This is a genomic window from Vagococcus sp. CY52-2, from assembly GCF_022655055.1.
Lineage (GTDB): Bacteria > Bacillota > Bacilli > Lactobacillales > Vagococcaceae > Vagococcus.
In genome coordinates this window covers 1217152-1237683 of sequence record NZ_CP093384.1, presented here as the reverse complement: position 1 = coordinate 1237683, position 20532 = coordinate 1217152, and the positions used below count along the sequence as shown (strand labels likewise).

The 20532-nt window shown below is 33.9% G+C and carries 20 protein-coding genes; 19 read left to right on the top strand and 1 reads right to left on the bottom strand.

Annotation, left to right across the window (positions count from 1 at the left end; genetic code table 11):
• The first annotated feature begins 47 nt into the window (after window positions 1-47).
• The 11 genes from MN187_RS06145 (at window position 48) to MN187_RS06095 (ending at window position 10634) form a co-directional block, all read left to right on the top strand.
• Window positions 48-1085 carry a sugar-binding transcriptional regulator gene (locus tag MN187_RS06145; RefSeq protein ID WP_117972955.1) on the top strand — a complete coding sequence of 346 codons (1038 nt, stop codon included), beginning with the start codon at window positions 48-50 and terminating at the stop codon, window positions 1083-1085.
• 42 nt (window positions 1086-1127) lie between these two features.
• Window positions 1128-2132: a type I glyceraldehyde-3-phosphate dehydrogenase gene (gene gap / locus MN187_RS06140; protein ID WP_079348009.1), complete on the top strand. Its 1005-nt coding sequence runs from the start codon at window positions 1128-1130 to the stop codon at window positions 2130-2132.
• A gap of 89 nt (window positions 2133-2221) precedes the next feature.
• Entirely contained in the window at window positions 2222-3409 is a 1188-nt protein-coding gene (locus MN187_RS06135; RefSeq protein WP_241699138.1) for a phosphoglycerate kinase, read from the top strand.
• Between the two features lie 21 nt (window positions 3410-3430).
• The gene (gene tpiA / locus MN187_RS06130) at window positions 3431-4186 is read left to right on the top strand and encodes a triose-phosphate isomerase (protein ID WP_242093603.1); all 756 of its coding nucleotides are present in this window, start codon (window positions 3431-3433) and stop codon (window positions 4184-4186) included.
• 1 nt (window position 4187) lies between these two features.
• Window positions 4188-5714 (top strand): 2,3-bisphosphoglycerate-independent phosphoglycerate mutase, encoded by a 1527-nt coding sequence (gene gpmI / locus MN187_RS06125; protein ID WP_241699137.1) that lies wholly within the window; start codon window positions 4188-4190, stop codon window positions 5712-5714.
• Window positions 5715-5817: 103 nt separating this feature from the next.
• Window positions 5818-7119: a surface-displayed alpha-enolase gene (eno, locus tag MN187_RS06120; protein ID WP_125956685.1), complete on the top strand. Its 1302-nt coding sequence runs from the start codon at window positions 5818-5820 to the stop codon at window positions 7117-7119.
• Window positions 7120-7270: 151 nt separating this feature from the next.
• Window positions 7271-7774, top strand: coding sequence for a PDDEXK-like family protein (locus MN187_RS06115; protein WP_242093601.1), 504 nt, complete (start codon window positions 7271-7273; stop codon window positions 7772-7774).
• A 126-nt stretch (window positions 7775-7900) separates the two neighbouring features.
• Entirely contained in the window at window positions 7901-8494 is a 594-nt protein-coding gene (locus MN187_RS06110; RefSeq protein WP_242093599.1) for a hypothetical protein, read from the top strand.
• A 53-nt stretch (window positions 8495-8547) separates the two neighbouring features.
• On the top strand, window positions 8548-8688 hold the full coding sequence (locus MN187_RS06105; protein ID WP_242093597.1) for a type I restriction enzyme endonuclease domain-containing protein: 141 nt from the start codon (window positions 8548-8550) through the stop codon (window positions 8686-8688).
• A 108-nt stretch (window positions 8689-8796) separates the two neighbouring features.
• A complete protein-coding gene (locus MN187_RS06100) occupies window positions 8797-9456 on the top strand; it encodes an EcsC family protein (RefSeq protein WP_117972946.1) in 660 nt (219 codons plus the stop codon).
• A gap of 230 nt (window positions 9457-9686) precedes the next feature.
• Window positions 9687-10634 carry a hypothetical protein gene (locus MN187_RS06095; protein WP_242093595.1) on the top strand — a complete coding sequence of 316 codons (948 nt, stop codon included), beginning with the start codon at window positions 9687-9689 and terminating at the stop codon, window positions 10632-10634.
• A 331-nt stretch (window positions 10635-10965) separates the two neighbouring features.
• On the opposite strand, the gene MN187_RS06090 is transcribed toward MN187_RS06095, so the two are convergent.
• Window positions 10966-11907 (bottom strand): sugar-binding domain-containing protein, encoded by a 942-nt coding sequence (locus MN187_RS06090; RefSeq protein WP_117972944.1) that lies wholly within the window; start codon window positions 11905-11907, stop codon window positions 10966-10968.
• A gap of 212 nt (window positions 11908-12119) precedes the next feature.
• On the opposite strand from MN187_RS06090, the gene MN187_RS06085 reads away from it, so the two are divergent.
• The 8 genes from MN187_RS06085 (at window position 12120) to MN187_RS06050 (ending at window position 20296) form a co-directional block, all read left to right on the top strand.
• Window positions 12120-13256, top strand: coding sequence for an NAD(P)-dependent malic enzyme (locus MN187_RS06085; protein ID WP_117972943.1), 1137 nt, complete (start codon window positions 12120-12122; stop codon window positions 13254-13256).
• 20 nt (window positions 13257-13276) lie between these two features.
• Window positions 13277-14581, top strand: coding sequence for a 2-hydroxycarboxylate transporter family protein (locus MN187_RS06080; RefSeq protein WP_242093593.1), 1305 nt, complete (start codon window positions 13277-13279; stop codon window positions 14579-14581).
• Window positions 14582-14606: 25 nt separating this feature from the next.
• Window positions 14607-15647, top strand: a complete 1041-nt coding sequence (gene citC / locus MN187_RS06075; RefSeq protein WP_117972941.1) for a [citrate (pro-3S)-lyase] ligase — start codon at window positions 14607-14609, stop codon at window positions 15645-15647.
• A 17-nt stretch (window positions 15648-15664) separates the two neighbouring features.
• Entirely contained in the window at window positions 15665-15961 is a 297-nt protein-coding gene (citD, locus tag MN187_RS06070; RefSeq protein WP_117972940.1) for a citrate lyase acyl carrier protein, read from the top strand.
• Window positions 15961-16851, top strand: a complete 891-nt coding sequence (gene citE / locus MN187_RS06065; protein ID WP_117972939.1) for a citrate (pro-3S)-lyase subunit beta — start codon at window positions 15961-15963, stop codon at window positions 16849-16851. The genes citD and citE overlap by 1 nt, the downstream gene beginning before the upstream one ends.
• Window positions 16852-18387, top strand: a complete 1536-nt coding sequence (citF, locus tag MN187_RS06060) for a citrate lyase subunit alpha (RefSeq protein WP_117972938.1) — start codon at window positions 16852-16854, stop codon at window positions 18385-18387. It begins immediately after the preceding gene.
• Window positions 18388-18399: 12 nt separating this feature from the next.
• Complete coding sequence (gene citG / locus MN187_RS06055; RefSeq protein WP_242093591.1) at window positions 18400-19800, top strand: triphosphoribosyl-dephospho-CoA synthase CitG; 1401 nt, start codon at window positions 18400-18402, stop codon at window positions 19798-19800.
• A gap of 85 nt (window positions 19801-19885) precedes the next feature.
• Window positions 19886-20296, top strand: a complete 411-nt coding sequence (locus tag MN187_RS06050; protein ID WP_347247401.1) for an ankyrin repeat domain-containing protein — start codon at window positions 19886-19888, stop codon at window positions 20294-20296.
• Window positions 20297-20532 lie beyond the last annotated feature (236 nt).

The window sequence follows — 20532 nt, the reverse complement described above, 5'->3', positions numbered from 1 at the left end:
AGTCTATGTTGGACTGAAATTGTCCCTTGAGTTGAGGAGTATTATCTATGAGCAATGATTTTGATATTATTGAACAGATTGCTCCTGACATGATTCAAGTGATTGAACAACGATTTCGTATTATGCGAAACATTTATTGGAATCAACCAGTTGGACGTAGAAAATTATCTGAAAAGGTAAATTTAACTGAACGAATACTTCGAAGTGAAACAGAAGTATTAAAACAATTGAATTTGATTGATGTGTCTAAAATTGGAATGTCGCTTAGTGAAAAAGGATTAAGTCTTTATAGTGATTTAGAAATAGTCATGGCAGAGCAAACGGGCAATCGCGTCCTTGAAAAAAAATTAGCAAGTAAGCTTGGTATTGAGAGGTGTTTGATTACGCCTGGCGATAGTGATGCTGAAAGCAAAGTGTTAGAAAAGTTTGGCGAGGTTATCTCTGATATTCTTTCAACACGTTTACCTGATGGTGAAAATATTATTGCCGTTATGGGTGGGACAACAATGGCAACAGTTAGTCGATGCATGTACAAATTAGAGACACCAGAAAGACATAATATTTTTGTTCCAGCAAGAGGAGGAATTGGTGAAACCATTCAAACTCAAGCTAATTCAATAAGTGCCACAATGGCAGAACAAACTGGTGGTGAGTTTAAAGTATTGTATGTTCCAGAGCAAGTTAGTTCGGAAACATATGAGTTATTACTTCACGAGCCTACCGTCCAACGAGTATTAGAGTTGATATCTAGATCAAATGTTGTGATTCACAGTATTGGACGAGCACTGCATATGGCAAAACGTCGTAATATGAGTGCAAGTGATTTAGCAATGCTTTCTAACAATGGAGCTGTTGCTGAGTCATTCGGGTATTTCTTTGATAAAGACGGAGAGGTCGTCTATAAAATACCTCGAATCGGTCTTCAAATGAAAGATCTTCAAAAAATACCGTATGTTATTGCTGTAGCAGGTGGTAAAACAAAAGCTAAGGCAATAGAGGCATACATCAAAAATGCCCCTAAGCAGACGTGGTTACTCACAGATGAGGGAGCAGCAAAACAGATTTTAAAAGAGGAGACTCTTTAAAATAAATAAATTTTTTCGATTTTCTAAAGGAGGAAATCTCACATGACAGTTAAAGTAGGTATTAATGGTTTTGGACGTATCGGACGCTTAGCATTCCGCCGTATTCAAGAAGTTGAAGGATTAGAAGTTGTAGCAATCAACGACTTAACAGATGCACAAATGTTAGCTCATTTATTAAAATATGATACAACTCAAGGACGTTTCAATGGTGACGTTGAAGTTCATGATGGATTTTTCAAAGTAAACGGAAAAGAAGTTAAAGTAACTGCTAACGCTAACCCAGCTGAATTACCATGGGGAGAATTAGGCGTAGACATCGTTTTAGAATGTACTGGATTCTTTACATCTAAAGAAAAAGCAGAATTACATTTACAAGCTGGTGCTAAACGTGTTGTTATCTCTGCTCCTGGTGGAAATGACGTTCCAACAATCGTTTATAACACTAACCATGAAATCTTAACTGGTAAAGAAACAGTTATTTCTGGAGCTTCATGTACAACAAACTGTCTTGCTCCAATGGCAGACGCTTTAAATAAAAACTTTGGTATTGTTGAAGGATTAATGACAACAATTCACGCATACACTGGTGACCAAATGACATTAGATGGACCACATCCAAAAGGTGATTTCCGTCGTGCCCGTGCAGCTGCTGAAAACATCGTACCTAATACAACTGGTGCTGCTAAAGCAATTGGTTTAGTTATTCCAGAATTAAATGGAAAATTAGACGGAGCTGCTCAACGTGTTCCTGTTGCAACTGGTTCTTTAACTGAATTAGTAACAGTTTTAGACAAACAAGTTACTGTTGAAGAAGTTAACGAAGCAATGGAAAAAGCTGCTAACGAATCTTACGGTTATACAATCGACCCAATCGTATCTTCTGATATCGTTGGTATGACTTACGGATCATTATTTGATGCAACTCAAACTAAAGTAATGACAGTTGGCGACAAACAATTAGTTAAAACTGTTTCTTGGTATGATAACGAAATGTCATACACTGCTCAATTAGTTCGTACTTTACAATACTTTGCATCATTAGCTTAATTTAATACACCCTATCAAGATTATCGAAGCGGGGAAGCTATCGCGCTTTCTCGCTTTTTTTGTTAATTCATAAGGAGGCGTCAACAAGCATGGCAAAAAGAACAGTTGAAGATTTAGAATTAAATGGTAAAAAAGTCTTAATACGTGTTGATTTTAATGTCCCTATTAAAGATGGAGAAATTACAAATGATAACCGTATAATTGCTGCTTTACCAACAATTAATTATGTTATTGAACATGGTGGAAAAGCAATTCTTTTCTCTCATTTAGGTCGTGTAAAAACTGAAGAGGATAAAGAAGGTAAATCATTACAACCAGTTGCTGCTCGCCTATCAGAATTACTAGACAAACCAGTTTCTTTCGTTCCCCAAACACGTGGAGCTGAACTTGAAAAAGCTATCAGTGAAATGAAAGATGGAGATGTGTTGGTTGTTGAAAACACTCGCTTTGAAGATATTGATGGTAAAAAAGAAAGCAAAAATGATCCAGAATTAGGTAAATATTGGGCTTCTTTAGGTGATGTTTATGTAAATGATGCATTTGGTACAGCTCATAGAGCTCATGCTTCAAATGTTGGTATTGCATCTAACTTACCTTCAGCTGCAGGTTACTTAATGGAAAAAGAAATCAAATTTATCGGTGGCGCTGTTGATGAACCTAAACGTCCATTTGTGGCTATTTTAGGTGGAGCAAAAGTGTCTGATAAAATTGGTGTTATCGAAAATTTAATTGAGAAAGCTGATAAAATTTTAATTGGTGGTGGGATGACTTATACATTCTACAAAGCTCAAGGCAAAAATATCGGTAAATCAATTTGTGAACCAGATAAAGTTGATTTAGCTAAAGAATTACTTGAAAAAGCAGCTGGAAAAATTATTTTACCAGTGGATACTGTTTGTGCAGCAGACTTCGATAATGATGCGCCAACTGAAATTCATGAAAATAATATTCCAGATAACTTAGAAGGATTAGATATTGGTCCAAAAACAATTAAATTATTCACTAAAGAATTACAAGGTGCTAAAACAGTTGTATGGAATGGTCCAATGGGAGTCTTTGAATTACCTACATTTGCTAAAGGGACAATTGGTGTCTGTGAAGCTATCGCAAACTTAAAAGATGCTACTACTATTATTGGTGGTGGAGATTCAGCAGCTGCTGCAATCCAATTAGGTTTTGCTGATAAATTTACACATATCTCAACAGGTGGTGGAGCATCACTTGAATACCTTGAAGGTAAAAAATTACCAGGTGTAGAATCTATTTCAGATAAATAAGACTAATAAGGAGTCGAGAACATGCGTAAACCAATTATTGCAGGAAACTGGAAAATGAATAAAACTGTTTCAGAAGCTCGTGAGTTCGCTGAAGCAGTAAAAAATAAAATCCCTAGTAACGATGTGGTGGATTCAGTTATTGGCGCACCAACTTTATTTTTAACAGATTTAGTTGATATTGCTAAAGGAACTGATTTAAAAATTGCTGCACAAAACTGTTACTTTGAAGACAATGGAGCATTTACTGGTGAAACATCTCCAGCAGCTCTAGAAGATTTAGGTATTGACTATGTGATTATTGGTCACTCTGAACGTCGTGAGTATTTCCACGAAACAGACGAAGATATCAATAAAAAAGCAAAAGCAATCATCGCACACAACATGACGCCAATCGTATGTTGTGGTGAATCTTTAGAAACTTATGAAGCAGGTAAAACTGCTGAATGGATTAAAGGACAAATTACAGCAGCATTAGAAGGGTTAACAGCGGACCAAGTATCTAACTTAGTTATTGCTTATGAACCAATCTGGGCTATTGGAACTGGTAAATCTGCTGATGCAACAATCGCTGATGATATCTGTGGCGTTGTTCGTCAAACAGTGGCAGATCTTTATTCCGATGACGTAGCTGGAAAAGTTCGTATTCAATATGGTGGATCAGTTAAACCTGAAAATATCGCTGAATACATGGCTAAAGAAAATGTTGACGGCGCACTTGTAGGTGGCGCAAGCTTACAACCTGATTCATTCTTAGCATTATTGGAGGCATTAAACTAATATGGAAAAAGCACCAGTAGCAATTATTATATTAGATGGTTATGGTAAACGTGATGAAGTTACAGGTAATGCTGTTGCACAAGCGAACACACCTAACTTTGATCGTTATTGGAATAACTATCCTCACAACACATTAAAAGCATCTGGTTTAGATGTAGGATTACCTGATGGTCAAATGGGAAACTCTGAAGTTGGACACACTAATATTGGTGCGGGCCGTATAGTTTATCAAAGTTTAACTCGTATCGACAAAGCAATCGAAGACAAAGAGTTTCAAACAAATGTTGCCCTAAATAACGGGATTCAACATGCGTTAGACAATGATTCTGCGCTTCATTTATTTGGTCTATTATCTGATGGTGGGGTTCATAGTCATCAAAACCATTTATATGCCCTTTTAAAAATGGCAAAAGATAGCGGCGTAAAAGAAACTTACGTACATGCTTTCTTAGATGGTCGTGACGTAGCACCAACTTCAGCTTATGGCTATATGGAAGAATTGCTTAAAGTGATGAAAGAATTAGATTACGGAAAAGTTGCGACAGTTTCTGGACGTTTCTATGCAATGGATAGAGATAAACGTTGGGAACGTGTAGCAAAAGCTTATGAAGCAATTGTTGATGGTATCGGCGTGAAAGCGACTGATCCATTACAAGCTATCCAAGAATCTTATGACAATAAAGTAAATGATGAGTTCTTAGTGCCAGTTGTGATTGAAGAAAACGGCAAACCAGTCGGACAAGTAAAAGACAATGACTCTGTTATTTTCTTTAACTTTAGACCAGATCGTGCGATTCAATTATCAAATGCTTTCACTGATAAAGAGTGGAAACACTTTGAACGTAAAAATCATCCTGAAAATGTTAAATTTGTGACAATGACTTTATATAATCCAAGCATTGTAGCAGAAGTAGCATTTCCACCAATTGAAATGAAAAATGTGATAGGGGAAGTATTATCAGATGCAGGCTTAAAACAATTAAGAATTGCTGAAACTGAAAAATACCCTCATGTAACATTCTTCATGAATGGTGGACGTAACGAAGAATTTCCAGGTGAAAGTCGTATTTTAATCAACTCACCTAAAGTTGAAACATATGACTTGAAACCTGAAATGAGTGCTTATGAAGTCACAGATGCATTACTTGCAGATATTAAAGCAGACAAACATGATGCGATTATCTTAAACTTTGCTAACCCTGATATGGTAGGTCATTCAGGTATTTTAGAAGCAGCAATCAAAGCAATTGAAGCTGTGGATGAATGTTTAGGTAAAGTAGTAGATGCGATTATCGCTAAAGGTGGCGCAGCAATCATTTTTGCTGACCATGGTAACTCAGAAACAATGACAACACCAGAAGGAAACCCACATACAGCTCATACAACTGTTCCAGTTCCTGTCATTGTGACAAAAGCTGGCGTAACTCTTAGAGATGGTGGCCGCTTGGCAGATGTGGCTCCTACAATGTTAGACTTATTAGGTATTGAAAAACCTGAAGAGATGACAGGTGAGTCATTAATTAAATAATTCACGTGCTTTTATTTGAAAGTAGTCGTGAAAATGGTACAATGTTTATGGAAGATTCCTTCCGTAGCTATAAAAACGATATTCCTAAAGGAGAGAAATGTTAATGTCAATTATTACAGATATTTATGCTCGCGAAGTCTTAGATTCACGTGGTAACCCAACTATTGAAGTAGAAGTTTACACAGAAAGTGGTGCTTTTGGTCGCGGTATGGTGCCTTCTGGTGCATCAACTGGTGAACACGAAGCTGTTGAATTACGTGATGGAGATAAATCTCGTTATTTAGGTAAAGGTGTTTTAAAAGCTGTTGATAACGTAAATAACATCATCGCAGAAGAATTAATTGGATATGACGTAAGAGACCAAATGGCTATTGACCGTCGTATGATCGAATTAGATGGAACTCCAAACAAAGGTAAATTAGGAGCTAACGCTATTTTAGGTGTGTCAATTGCATGTGCTCGCGCTGCAGCTGATTACTTAGAAGTACCTTTATACCATTACTTAGGAGGATTTAATACTAAAGTATTACCTACTCCAATGATGAACATCATTAATGGTGGTTCTCACTCTGATGCACCAATCGCATTCCAAGAATTTATGATTGTCCCTGTAGGAGCTCCTACATTTAAAGAAGCTTTACGTTGGGGTGCTGAAGTATTCCACGCATTAGCTAAAATCTTAAAATCTCGTGGATTAGAAACTTCTGTTGGTGATGAAGGTGGATTTGCACCTCGTTTTGAAGGAACTGAAGACGGTGTTGAAACAATCTTAGAAGCAATCAAAGCTGCAGGATTTGTACCAGGAAAAGACATCATGATTGGATTTGACTGTGCTTCATCAGAATTCTACGAAAATGGCGTATATGACTATACTAAATTTGAAGGCGAAGGTGCTGCAAAACGTACTGCTGCTGAACAAGTAGATTACTTAGAAGAATTAGTTAACAAATACCCAATCATTACTATTGAAGATGGTATGGATGAAAACGATTGGGATGGTTGGAAACTATTGACTGAACGCTTAGGCGAAAAAGTTCAATTAGTTGGTGACGATTTATTCGTTACAAACACTGAAATCCTTTCTCGTGGTATTGAAATGGGCGTAAGTAACTCAATCTTAATCAAAGTTAACCAAATTGGTACATTAACAGAAACATTTGATGCTATCGAAATGGCTAAAGAAGCTGGATTTACAGCTGTTGTATCTCACCGTTCTGGTGAAACTGAAGATTCAACAATTGCTGACATCGCAGTTGCAACAAACGCTGGACAAATCAAAACTGGTTCTCTTTCTCGTACTGACCGTATTGCTAAATACAACCAATTATTACGTATTGAAGACCAATTAGGCGAAGTTGCTGAATACAAAGGTTTGAAATCTTTCTACAACTTAAAAAACAAATAATTAACGATTAAATATAGCTTATTCTAATGGAATTAAAACTGTTCGGACGTAGAGCACCCTCTAGGAAACTGGAGGGTGTTTTTTTGTGTAACTAGTTATATATAATAAAAGGAACAGTTTTAAATATGCTTATCATAAAGGAGATAAAAAATTGGAAAATCATAGTCATATGAAAATAAAGTTACAATCATTAGTTGAAGACCTCGACTTTATTGAAGATGAATTATATAAGTGGATTAATCTCACTAATATTTTTAGTATATTGAAATTATCTAGAAATGAAATACGACATAGTAATTTTTTATCCTTTTTATTTAATCCAAAAGAAAATCACGGATATGCTGACGATTTTATAAAAGATTTTTTGAAAACATCTTTAACTAGTGGGATGACAAAGAATACGGATGTTTCTTATTTTGATGTGGCATTATCTAATTATAATGATACGTTAATATATAGAGAGAAGGGAAATATTGACCTTTTGTTAGTATCAGATAGCAATAAATTAGTAGTGTGTATTGAAAATAAAATAGATGCTTCAGAATCAACAAACCAATTAAAAAAGTATCAAAATTATGTAGAGAAAAACTATCCTGATTATAAGAATATATTTGTATTTTTGACTCCAAAGGGCATTGAACCATCTAATGATTAATGGAAGATTGTTTCTTATTTAGATGTATTGAGAATTTTAGAAAGAAGACAATTTTTAAAACGAAGCGAATCAAAAGTTGATATCATAATCAATGATTATATCGATATGTTGAGGAGAGATATATTAATGGACGAAGAATTACAAAAAATTTGTCAGAGGATTTATTCGGAACATAAAGAGGCGTTAGATTTAATTTTTGAAAATAGACCTGATAATTTAACGATAATGAATGAACTATATGTTGAGGCTTTGACTGAGCTTGCTAAAGAAGGAAAAGTATTATTTGACCCACCTTTCTCTGGAAAAACTCTGATTCGTTTTGAATTAGAAGAACTAACTAACGTTTTTCCTAAATTACCAGAAGATCAACCGGGAGGATGGGGTTGTCATAAACCTTACGCATTTGAGATTAATAATAAAAGTGAACAATCATCAGGTAAGATTAAATTAGCTTTTACAGGAGATGTAGATTTAGAGAGAAGAAAAGAATTAGAAGATTTTTTTAAAAAACAAGGAATCGAAAATTTAAAACCAAATTGGCGATGGAAGAGTATTGGTAATTGGAAAATAAAATTGGTTAGTAAAAAATTTATTGAGGATTTAACTATCGAGGAAGAAAATAGAGATAACCTAATTAAAGATTTAAAGGTAAGTATTAGTAAGGTATTAGATGATATATATAAAGATGTATCTAGATATATTGAATTAAAAAATAGTTAGGAAGGATGAGGTGGTAAAATCTATCTTTTTTATAATAAAATATATTGGGGATATTGAAAGAAGTACTTGGTGATGATGAGTTAAAAGCGATTGCACATGAATTGACTAAGACGATTAAAGAAAATATGAGTGTTGATTGGAATGTCAAAGATAGTACACGTGAAAAGATGCGATTAGCTGTCAGACGGTTATAAAAAAATATGGCTATTCACCCGATTTACAAAAAATGGCTGTTGAACGAATTGTTGAACAAGCAGAATTAATGGCAAGTGGGTTGAGCTGATAGGAAAAGGAAGTGTGTCATGGAAAAGAATGAAGAAGCCAATAAAGGAGTACAAATTTTAGATAGTTTATACACTAAATGCTTGAATGGTGTCCCAAAAGTTTCAAAACCAGTGGAAGAGTTAGCTAGAGATTACACAAAAAAGTATGGCTATACAGACAAAGCAATCGATAAATTAATACAAAATCAATTGAGCAAAAATACCTTTAATGGATTTGTTACAAGCTTTGGTGGGTTCATTACTATGCCAGTGACACTTCCAGCGAATATTACGTCAGTATTGTATGTTCAAATGCGAATGGTTGCAGCAATTGCGATTATAAGAGGATATGACTTAAATGATGATGAGGTTCAGACATTCGTTTATGGTTGTATGGTAAAAAAAGCTATGACAGATGTATTAAAACAAGGTAGCGTTCAAGTAGCAAATAAAGTTAGTCTTAATGTGATTAACAAAATACCAGGGAAAACATTAACAGCGATTAACCAGAAAATAGGCTATCGGTTTATTACAAAAGCCGGAACAAAAGGAACTATTAACTTAACTAAGGCAGTTCCAGTAGTAGGAGCAGGAGTTGGTGGTACCATCGATTATGTCACAACCAAGGCTATTGCTAATCGAGCAAAGAAAGTATTTATAGGAGATAATATCATTGATTTATCTGGATTTGAAAAGTAACCTTTAGGAATCTATTTTAAATAGGTTATAGTGATGTTTATTGTTAGATCATGCGATTAGGAGTAATCTTTTAATTGCATCATCTTTTTTATGTTTTATAAGAATATTATTTCCTCTTACTTTTATTAATAATAAATAACTAAATAATAAACACTTTTACAATTATTTGAATAACATAATTTGTCTTTATGTTATACTTTTTATAGGATTATTTAGTTTTGGAGGATGACATGGTAAACAGTAAAGAGCACTTAAATCATTTGTTGGAAGAGTTAAGTCAACAGAATAATAAAAATAAAAAATATATGATTCAATTTGAAATAGCAAATACAACGGATGAAACGATAAAATCAGTATTACAAGAGATGCTTATTGATTTAGAAAAAGCAGAGAAAAGGAAAAAAAGATTATTATTCATTGGTGGATTGCTAGTAATTATGATTGTAGGTATGATAATTGGTATTAAAAAAAATGAATCTAAAAAAACAATGCCATCATCTAATGTAGCAGCTATACAAACGTCTCAAAGTACATCAGAAGTAGACTCAACAAAAATAGAAACAACAACGGAATCGAGTATGCTTGATGAAACGAATTTAACAATGGATCAGATGAAACGGTGGGTAAGTGCTGTATGGGAAAAACGTTTCGAAAATTTTCCTGACTTACAAGATTATCGTTTAACCATACGTAGTGATGAAAAGGATCGGCTAGTGTACATTGATGTGTTGCCACCAGAAAATAAGCAAGTGGATAAGTACTGCGTGTTTAGGGTTAACGAAAATGGACAACTAGAAATATCTGGTTATTATTTAGGAAAAGGTGATGTCACTGGTTGGGAAGTGATATCAGATAAATATATGGACACAACTAATGTTGAAGTAAAGCCCAAAATATCTAAGCAAACTCAACAAATAACAACTAGTGAAGCAGAGACTTGGGTGAAAGATTATCTTTCTTCATCAGCTACTGAGCCAATAAATTTTGAAGATATTGGACTTCAGTCAGAAACGGATAATGAAGGGATGATTCGAGTATCTCTTTATACTTGGAATCCAGCACATACCTATAAAACATTATCTTCTGTTTTCCGTGTGACGAAAGATGGTAAATTGCAACAAGGCTCACCGTACTCGGAAGATGAGTGGCGTGTGGTGAGTGATGAATTTATAAGATAAATGTTTAGCAGACAAAGGCTAAGTTTTAGTTTTTAGGTATGGCAATAATTAATTTAAAACTTTTTAGTATATAAAATGGATAGATCAATAAATATTAAAAGCAACAGTTTTTTATAGTCATTATAAAAAACTGTTGCTTTTTGTCCGTAATAAATTTCTTTATTATAATATTTAGATTAAAAAGAAAGATTTTTATAAATTAAAAACACTTTTAAATACAAAATATCTATTTAAGTGTTATAATATAAATATTAAATAATTATTTAATATTTTATGAATTTTAATTAAGTTTTTTACAACAAAAGAAAATTAATAGCACAATACATAGTAGTTATTGTTCTAATTGGTCAAGGATACTAAGCGCACTTTTCTCATTTAGAAACATATGGGTAAAGAAGTTTCCTCTTAATGCGCCAATTAGAGCACCAGTTTTAAACCTATTATTGTTAACACAGACTCTTTTTGGTATTTTGAATATTTGTTCAAGTGACAGACCAAATGTTTTATCATTTTCTAAATTTAGAATATTTCCGTACCCGTCAAAAGGTCTACCATAAGCGAATCCACATGTTTGATTAAAAGAGTCACCAAAAAGTAAATGTTTATTTTGGTTCCATGAATCAACACTCGTGATAGAAGCAGGTGTTGCGACAGCAGTTAAAATGACATCGGATTTTTCTGCCGTAACTAACGTTTTTTGCAGTAAAGGTTCCAGTGCAAGAAGTTCTCTTGCTTGGTTATTAATGATATAAAGCGGGGCTGTGAGTGTTAAGTAATTTGCTTCAAATTTTGAAGCAGCTTTTTGAACTAATCTCATAGAGCCTGCTAAAGAATGGTATTTTCCTATCTCACCAACAAATTGTGTGAAAACTAAATTTTCGGTAATAGCGGGTTTAAATTGTTCAATAATTTGATAGATGGAATCACCCCAGGATAGAGAGACAACATTTGCTTGGACGATGTAATCTTCGATAATTTCAGCTGAAAATTTCCAAAAATAGTAATTGGAGTTTGTCAGATCTTCACTTTCTTTGAGGATAAAAAAAGAAGTATCAAACATAGAACCTAATAATCTCTCTAGTTCATAATTTCGCTCATAAGGAGCTTGTATGTTGATGGTAATGATTCCTTGCTCTTTGGCATCATTTAGATATTTTAATATTTTGTATCGACTTAATTCATATTTATTGGTCAGAGTTGTGATGGGAATATCTTCAATATAGTAGTCTTTTGCTAAATTAATCATGAGTTGATTGATATCATTTTTTTCCATAGTAAAGCTCCTTGACTTATTATTTCTTTTATTATACCAAATTTTTCAAGTGTATTCTTTCTGAAAAATGAAAGTATATGACTATTTTTTTTGAAAATATTAAAAAAACAAACAAAACTATTTACATTTTTTAAAAACTATAATAATTATTTACAATTTTTAAAATAAAATGTATAATGTGTTTATAAAAATATAAAAAGGAGCTGAGAATTTTGAATAATGAAATTCTAGAATTGCATCATGAACATATTGGTGTTTTAAGTGTACAATCAGAATTACCTGTAAAAAACGGCATAGATTTAGCTAAGGCTTATACGCCAGGTGTGGCTGAACTGAGTAAACTCATTGAAAAACACAATGAATTGGCTAGAGAATACACAATCAGTGGAAAGTTAGTTGCAGTCATTTCTGATGGTTCTGCTGTATTAGGTCTTGGAAATGTTGGGCCACAAGCTGGATTGCCCATTGTTGAAGGTAAATCTCTTTTATATAAAACGTTTGCTAATGTTGATGCTATTCCAATGGCAATTGATCAGGTAGAAATTGATGTATTTGTTGAAACAATTAAAAATATGTCTCATAGTTTTGCGGGAATACATTTAGAAGATATTCAAGCTCCAAGATGTTTTGAAATAGAAGACAAGTTAAAGGAGCTATTAGATATACCTGTCTATCATGATGATCAAGAAGGAACAGCCATTGTTGTATTAGCTGGACTGATTAACGCGGCAAAAGCCAGTCACCGAAAATTATCTGATTTAAAGATTGTGTTAAATGGTGTTGGGGCATCAGGTGTTGCAACAGCTAAGTTACTTGCAGCAGCTGGCGTGACTCATGTGACATTAGTGGATAAAGAAGGCATCTTAACAAAATCATCAGCTCAATTGAACCCTTATCAGAAGCACTTATTATCATTATTTAACAAAAGAGAATCTGGTGATTTATCAGAGGCAATTGTAGATCAAGATGTGTTTATTGGGTTATCAACGGGGAACCTCTTAACAAAAGAGATGATTCGTACGATGAATGATAATCCGATTATTTTTGCATTAGCTAACCCTGTTCCAGAGGTGACTCCTGAAGAAGCCAAGGAAGGAGGAGCGAAACTAGTTGCGACTGGAAGTTCAGACTACCCTAATCAAGTGAATAATGTATTAGCCTTTCCTGGGTTATTTGCAGGACTTTTAGAAGCGAAAGCTAAATCTGTTGACGAACAGTTACAATTACACGTTGCTAAGACATTAGCTGATTTAGTAGAAAATCCAACTGAGGATTATTTTATTCCAAATGTATTTGAAACAAGAGTTGTTCCAGCCATTAAACGAGCTGTCGTTAATTTTTTTAATTAAAAAGAGAAGAGGAATAAAAAATGGAAGAAAAACAACAACAACCTTTTTTTGAAAAAGTGACAAAATTAAAAATTGGATTTATCCCATTACCAATCTACCTTATTTTAGTTGTCGTTTATTTATTACTAACAGTGAATAAAATTATGCCAAATGACATGATGGGTGCCATTGGTGTGATGACATTATTTTCTTTTATCTTAGAAGAAGTTGGAAAGCATATCCCTATTTTAAACTCATTAGGGGGGAAAGTATTAGTTGTAACGTTCTTGCCATCCTTTTTAGTATATAAATCTTGGCTTCCTGAATCTTCTGTCGAAACAGTAACAGCATTTATGAAAAATAATAACTTTTTATCTTTCTTTATCGCTTTATTAATCGTCGGTAGTATTTGTTCAATGAATCGTAAGACATTATTAAAGGCTAGTTCTAGAATTATTTTAATCTTGATTATTTGTGATATTGTTGGTGCATTGGTTGGAACAGGAGTTGGTATGTTACTAGGTTTATCAGCGTTTGAAGCATTTTTCTTTGTAGTAGCACCAATCATGGCTGGTGGAGTTGGTGAGGGAGCATTACCTTTATCAATTGGATACGCAGGACTTATTGCAACACAACAAGCAGATATTTTTGCTTCAATTTTACCATGTGTCATGTTAGGTAGTTTAGTGGCGGTTATTTTTGCTGGATTATTAAAAAAACTTGGTGAAAAACGTCCAGAATTAACTGGTAATGGACAATTGATTGATGGTGATGATGAACACTTAGATAACTTAAAAGGTGGAAAAGTCGACGTTGATATTGAAAAAATGTTAGTCACAGGTGTTCTTGCTATTACATTATATCTATTAGGTGTTTGGGTTAATCATGTGATTCATTTACCTGCTCCAATTGTATTATTAGTCGCTGTTATGGTTGCTAAAATGTTAGGATGGATTCCAAAGGATATTGAAAATGGTGGGCATTCACTTTACTCTCTTACTGTTAAAGGCATTACTCCTCCACTACTATTTGGTGTTGGGGTTGCAATGACTCCTTGGGGTTCTTTAGTTAAAGTCTTTACACATGTTCCTATGTTAATTACCATTTTTGCCACAGTTCTTTCAATCGTATTAACTGCTTACTTTGTTGGAAAAGCGTTAGGTATGTATCCTGTTGATACAGCCATTGCTGTTTCTTGTTGTAGTGGACAAGGTGGTACAGGAGCTTTAGCTATTTTAGCAGCGGGTGATCGTATGGAATTGATGCCATTTGCTCAAGTTTCAGTACGTTTAGGTGGGGCTATGATGGTAACAGTCGCCATATTTTTAATGAGTTTATTCGTTTAGATAGTTAGTATAAGGAGAGATTATCATGAGTGATGCATTAAAAATTACGACTCTATTTTTAAAAGATAAAAAGACACGTCAACAGTGGGAAAGTCTGTTATATCACCATGATATCTTTTCTATTACAGATAAAGATGTTTTACTTCTTGATCAGACTTTTGGAATTTATGATAATCAAGGATTAATTGCGACAATTTCTATTGCATCAAATGTATTGAAATATTTAGTCATTGATGAAAGGTATCGTGAAAATGGAAAGTTGTTTAATATGTTGGTTTCTCATGCTATTAACGTATTAGCTAGTCAAGGGGTGTTTCATGTATTGGTTTTTACAAAATTAGATTATGCTAAATCTTTTCAATATTTAGGTTTTTCTAACATCATGACGACTGAATATGGAGTTTTCTTAGAAAAAGGAGATCAATCGATTAATATCTTTTTATCACAACTACCTTTGGTAAAGGGCGATTATACGATTTCAGCAATAGTGATGAATGCCAATCCATTTACTAAGGGACATCTTTATCTGGTAGAAGAAGCACTGAAGAAGAGTGACTATGTTTATGTTTTTGTCGTAAGTGCAAATCAGTCGCTGTTTACATCAGAAGAAAGATATCAGTTGGTGTGTCAGGGGGTTGAACACTTGAAACGCGTTATTGTATGTCAAGGCGGAGAATATATGGTTAGTTTAGCTACTTTTCCTTCTTATTTTTTAAAAAATCAAGAAGAGGTAATTTCTTATCAAACACAGTTAGATGCCTTATTGTTTAAGGAATATATCGCGAAAACTTTACATATTACCAAACGATTTTTAGGAGAAGAGCCATTATCTGATATAACTAAGCGCTATAATAACGCGTTACTAACTTATTTGCCACCAGAAATAGAAGTAGAGATTATTCCAAGAAAAGCGATTGATCATCATCAAGTTATCTCGGCAACAAAAGTTAGAGAGTGTATTCGATTTGGAGACTTAGAGTTAATTAGACAACTGGTCCCCATAACAACATATCGTTTTATTAGCGAACATTTAACCGAATTACAGAAACGGTTGGATAATAATTAAAGAAAAGGAAGAGAATTATGGATATTAAAAAAACAGCAATTGCTGGAACACTTGAATCTAGTGATATTCAAATTATGGTATCAACTGGTGAAAATGGCATTGAACTTGATTTAGAAAGTCAAGTTATTGAACAATTTGGTAAACAAATTAAAACTGTTATTTTAGAAACATTTGACAAATATGGTATAAAAAATGCGACAGTTAAAGCAGTTGATAAAGGAGCGTTGGATTGTACTATTAAAGCACGCACAGAAGCAGCCATTCAACGTGCTATTGAAAAAGATCATGAGCTAAATTGGGAGGCGCTAATCTAATGGAAAGATTAAGAAGAACAATGATGTTTGTGCCAGGAAATAATCCTAGCATGATTAAAGATGCCGGGATTTATGGAGCCGATTCGATTATGTTTGACTTAGAAGATGCTGTATCTATGACAGAAAAGGATGTTGCAAGATTACTTGTGTTTGAAGCGTTACAAACAGTCGATTATGGTGATACTGAATTAGTAGTTCGTATCAATGATTTACATTCAGAATTTGGTCGAGCAGATATTTTTGCTGTAGTGAAAGCTGGAGTAGATGTTATTAGACTTCCTAAAACAGAAACCGTAGAAGATATTGTTGAAGTAGAAAACGTCATTGAAGAAGCAGAAAACTTTTTTGGCATTCCAGTGGGAACAACTAAAATGATGGCAGCAATTGAAGGAGCTAAAGGGGTATTGAATGCACCGGCTATTGCTGTTGCAAGCAATCGTCTAATTGGTATCGCAATTGGGGCAGAAGATTATGTGACAAATATGAAAACCAGACGTTATCCAGATGGAAAAGAGTTATTTTTTGCTCGTAGTATGATTTTACATGCAGCAAGAGCGGCTGGCATTGCCGCGTTTGATACTGTGTACTCTGATGTTAATAATGAAGAAGGGTTATTAAATGAAGTGAGATTGATTCATCAATTAGGCTTTGATGGCAAATCAGTTATTAACCCAAGACAAATTCCTATTGTAAACAGTGTGTATCAACCGACTGAAAAAGAAATTAAACATGCTAAAGACGTGGTTTATGCGATTGAAGAAGCGAAGAAAAAAGGGTCTGGTGTTATCTCGTTAAACGGTAAAATGATTGATAAACCAATTGTTGAACGTGCTGAACGTGTCATTATGCTAGCAAAAGCATCAGGACTTTTGGATGAAGGAGAGTTTTAAATGAAAAACAAAGTGAACCGTGACATACCAGATGAATTTTTAACAGATTATTCTGTTTTTGAAACAACCGTAATTGATCATCAAAACATTGATTATAAAGCCCCAACTGTCAAAGTGGTTTCTCAAAAAGATACAAAATTAGTTCATAGTATTAAAGACGTCATTGAAAAAGTTGGATTAGAAAATGGCATGACTATTTCATTTCATCATCATTTTAGAGAAGGTGATTACGTCTTCAATCAAGTGATGTCCGTTATTAAAGAAATGGGATTTAAAGACTTAACTCTAGCGCCTAGTTCTTTAACTAATGTAATGAATGACATGGTTGTTGAGTGTATAAAATCAGGTGTTATTACACATATCACTTCTAGTGGTATGCGTGGATCGTTAGGAGAGTTTATTTCTCATGGTGGATTGGATAATCCAGTTATCTTACGTTCACATGGTGGTCGTGCAAGAGCAGTCGAACAAGGTGAAATAAAAATAGATGTCGCCTTTTTAGGTGTACCAAATGCAGATGAATACGGAAATGCAAACGCGATTCATGGAAAAGCAGTCTTTGGTTCTCTAGGTTATGCGATGGTCGATGCAAAATATGCGGATAACGTGGTCTTGATTACGGATACATTAGTGCCATATCCATGTACACCAATCAGTATTCCACAAACACAAGTTGACTATGTGGTGGAGGTTGATGAAATTGGTAATCCTGAAAAAATTGGGGCCGGTGCGACACGTTTCACTAAAGATCCTAAGGAATTAAAAATTGCTCAACTCACTAATGATGTGATTACACAATCACCTTATTTTAAAAATGGCTTTTCTTTCCAAACAGGTACTGGTGGTGCGGCTTTAGCTGTTAGTCGTTACTTAAAAGAAAGTATGGAAAAAGAAAATATAAAAGCTTCTTTTGCTTTAGGTGGTATCACTAAACCAACAGTTGACTTATTAAGTGAAGGATTTATTGAAAAAGTGTTGGATGTACAAGATTTTGATAAAGGTGCTGCTTTAGGGATGGCAGAGTATGAAAATCAACAAGAAATTGATGCATCATTTTATGCTGATCCCTTTAATAAAGGTGCGGTAGTCAATCAATTAGATATTGTGATTTTATCTGCACTAGAAATTGATACAAAGTTTAACGTAAATGTTATGACAGGCTCTGATGGTGTGTTAAGAGGAGCAATTGGTGGTCATCAAGATGCGGCTAACGCTAAATTAACAATTATTACAGCACCACTTGTTCGTGGCAGAATACCAACCGTTGTAAACGATGTAACAACGGTGATTACCCCAGGAGATAGCATTGATATTTTAGTTACTGAGGTAGGGATTGCTATTAATCCTAAACGTGAAGATTTAAAAGAAATTTTTGCCAATTCTAAAGTTCCAGTCTTTACAATTGAAGAATTACAACAACGTGCTGAAAAAATTGTCGGCATTCCTGAAAATTTAGAATTTACTGATCGTGTTGTAGCACTAGTTGAATATCGTGATGGAACACTAATTGATGTTGTAAAACAAATAAAAGAATAGGTGTGACTCTTAATGAAAAATGTATTTGAAAAAGGACAAGAAATATTTTTAATAGATGCGTTAGATAATCGAGAAAAACGTGTAGCTTTACAACAAAAATTATTAGCGCGTCACCCTAAAAGTACATTAATTTCTTTAAAGATGAACATACCCGGACCAATTAAATCCAATGATGCTATTAATAAGGTATTTCACTCCGCGAGTAATATGCTTCAACACTATTTATTAGCAAGTAGTGTAACGTTACTTGCGGAAACCTATCGTGATTTACCAACCGGGCCAGAAGGGTACTTTGTTATCGAAATGAGTGGCATTGATGCAAAAAAATTATGTATTAAGTTAGAAAATAATTTTTCGTTAAGCTCTATGATTGATTTGGATGTTTATGTTACAGTTGGTAGCAACATTCAGGATATTTCTAGACAATCATTAAGCCTCTCCCCCAGAAAGTGTTTTGTTTGTCAAAATGAAGCTAAGGTTTGTGCTAGAAGTAAACAACATACTCTAAAAGAAATTCAACGTGAGTTAGTGACGCTATACACTGATTATTATCTTTCTAATACTAAAAAAGCAGTATCTCAATGTGCCCAAAAAGCATTATTATATGAAGTGACGTGTACCCCGAAGCCTGGCTTGGTAGATGCGATTGATTCTGGGGCTCATGAAGACATGACTATTTATACTTTTATAAATAGTAGTTGTGTATTAACTCCATTTTTTGATTCTTTTTTTGAAGAAGGATTTTATTATTCTAAAGATCAACCATTAAGTGGTTTATTTAATAAAATACGTCCAATCGGGATAGAAGCAGAAAAGTCTATGAATGAAGCGACTCAACAAGTAAATACGCATAAAGGTGCCATTTTTTCTTTAGGTGTATTAATAACTGCTTTAGGATATTCCTTTGCTCAATCTGGTAATTTAGATTTAATTGATATTCAAGAAATCATAAAAGAGATGTTAAGGTATTTGATGGCTGATTTTGATGGATTGGAAAATAAAGACCCGAAAGATTTGACAATTGGAGAAAAATTATTTTTAGATTACGGTATTTCAGGCATTCGTGGAGAAGCAAGCAGCGGTTATTCAATCGTATTTAATCACTCACTACCATATTTGGTTAATCAAACAACGGGCGATATTAATGATCGAATGATTGATACGTTATTGTTTTTATTAAAACATTCTAAAGATACTAATCTTATAAAACGGGCAGGTACTGTAGAAATATTGGATGAAGCAAGACAAAGCGCAACGGATATTCTAGCTGCTGGTGGAGTAAAGTCAAATCTAGGGAGACAATTATATCTTGATATGATTTGTGAGTATAAAGAAAGAAATTTAAGCATTGGTGGAACGGCTGATTTATTAATTATGACGTTATGTCTTTATTTTATCGAACAATTACCTTAAAAGACTACCTATAAAATAGGTAGTCTTTTTTATTTTCAGATGACATTAATTATGATGATAAGGCTTAACGTGGTTAAGACACTTAATTACAGCAACACATCATCATCAAGTTGAAATAGCAAAACTGTTAGTTGATGTAGAAGCGGATGTTAATAAACAAGATAACATTCAAGGTAAAACAGAGATTTTAGCGTATATTTTAGAAAATAGTACTCTAAATCAAGAGAGTTATAATCCGATTTGGCGGAAATGCTGTTATCCAGCTGCTGAAAAAGGGCATTTAGAAACTGTTAAATTATTAATTGAAGATGGAAAGGTAGAGATTAATCATCAAAATAATTCTGGCTATACTGCCTTAATAGAAGCTGTTGCTTTAAGAGATGGTTCAAAAGTTTATCAAGATATTGCGGCTGAATTACTAAAAGTTGGAGTGACTAAATCTCTAAGGGATTATTCAGGTCGTACAGCTGAAGATTATGCTAAGCAATCAGCGTAGTAACTACCAATTATATGGGGGATTAACATAAGAGGCGTGACAGTTAGGTAAAACTTAACTTTTCACATCCTTTTTGTACTAGAGTTAGAATCTCTAATAGGAAATATCCCTTAATCGTCCCTTTTTTTTCTTAAAGAGTTTTATTTTTCATAAACAAATGATAGAATGTATAAGATGACCTTATGATGTAAGATATCAATACTTCTAGGATAATAAGGATGAGAGGGTAGGAAAAA

Coding starts and splice junctions, on each gene's coding strand:
- MN187_RS06145 (WP_117972955.1), top strand. CDS start 48: ATGAGCAATGATTTTGATATTATTGAACAGATTGCTCCTGACATGATT.
- gap (WP_079348009.1), top strand. CDS start 1,128: ATGACAGTTAAAGTAGGTATTAATGGTTTTGGACGTATCGGACGCTTA.
- MN187_RS06135 (WP_241699138.1), top strand. CDS start 2,222: ATGGCAAAAAGAACAGTTGAAGATTTAGAATTAAATGGTAAAAAAGTC.
- tpiA (WP_242093603.1), top strand. CDS start 3,431: ATGCGTAAACCAATTATTGCAGGAAACTGGAAAATGAATAAAACTGTT.
- gpmI (WP_241699137.1), top strand. CDS start 4,188: ATGGAAAAAGCACCAGTAGCAATTATTATATTAGATGGTTATGGTAAA.
- eno (WP_125956685.1), top strand. CDS start 5,818: ATGTCAATTATTACAGATATTTATGCTCGCGAAGTCTTAGATTCACGT.
- MN187_RS06110 (WP_242093599.1), top strand. CDS start 7,901: ATGGACGAAGAATTACAAAAAATTTGTCAGAGGATTTATTCGGAACAT.
- MN187_RS06100 (WP_117972946.1), top strand. CDS start 8,797: ATGGAAAAGAATGAAGAAGCCAATAAAGGAGTACAAATTTTAGATAGT.
- MN187_RS06095 (WP_242093595.1), top strand. CDS start 9,687: ATGGTAAACAGTAAAGAGCACTTAAATCATTTGTTGGAAGAGTTAAGT.
- MN187_RS06090 (WP_117972944.1), bottom strand. CDS start 11,907: ATGGAAAAAAATGATATCAATCAACTCATGATTAATTTAGCAAAAGAC.
- MN187_RS06080 (WP_242093593.1), top strand. CDS start 13,277: ATGGAAGAAAAACAACAACAACCTTTTTTTGAAAAAGTGACAAAATTA.
- citC (WP_117972941.1), top strand. CDS start 14,607: ATGAGTGATGCATTAAAAATTACGACTCTATTTTTAAAAGATAAAAAG.
- citD (WP_117972940.1), top strand. CDS start 15,665: ATGGATATTAAAAAAACAGCAATTGCTGGAACACTTGAATCTAGTGAT.
- citE (WP_117972939.1), top strand. CDS start 15,961: ATGGAAAGATTAAGAAGAACAATGATGTTTGTGCCAGGAAATAATCCT.
- citF (WP_117972938.1), top strand. CDS start 16,852: ATGAAAAACAAAGTGAACCGTGACATACCAGATGAATTTTTAACAGAT.
- citG (WP_242093591.1), top strand. CDS start 18,400: ATGAAAAATGTATTTGAAAAAGGACAAGAAATATTTTTAATAGATGCG.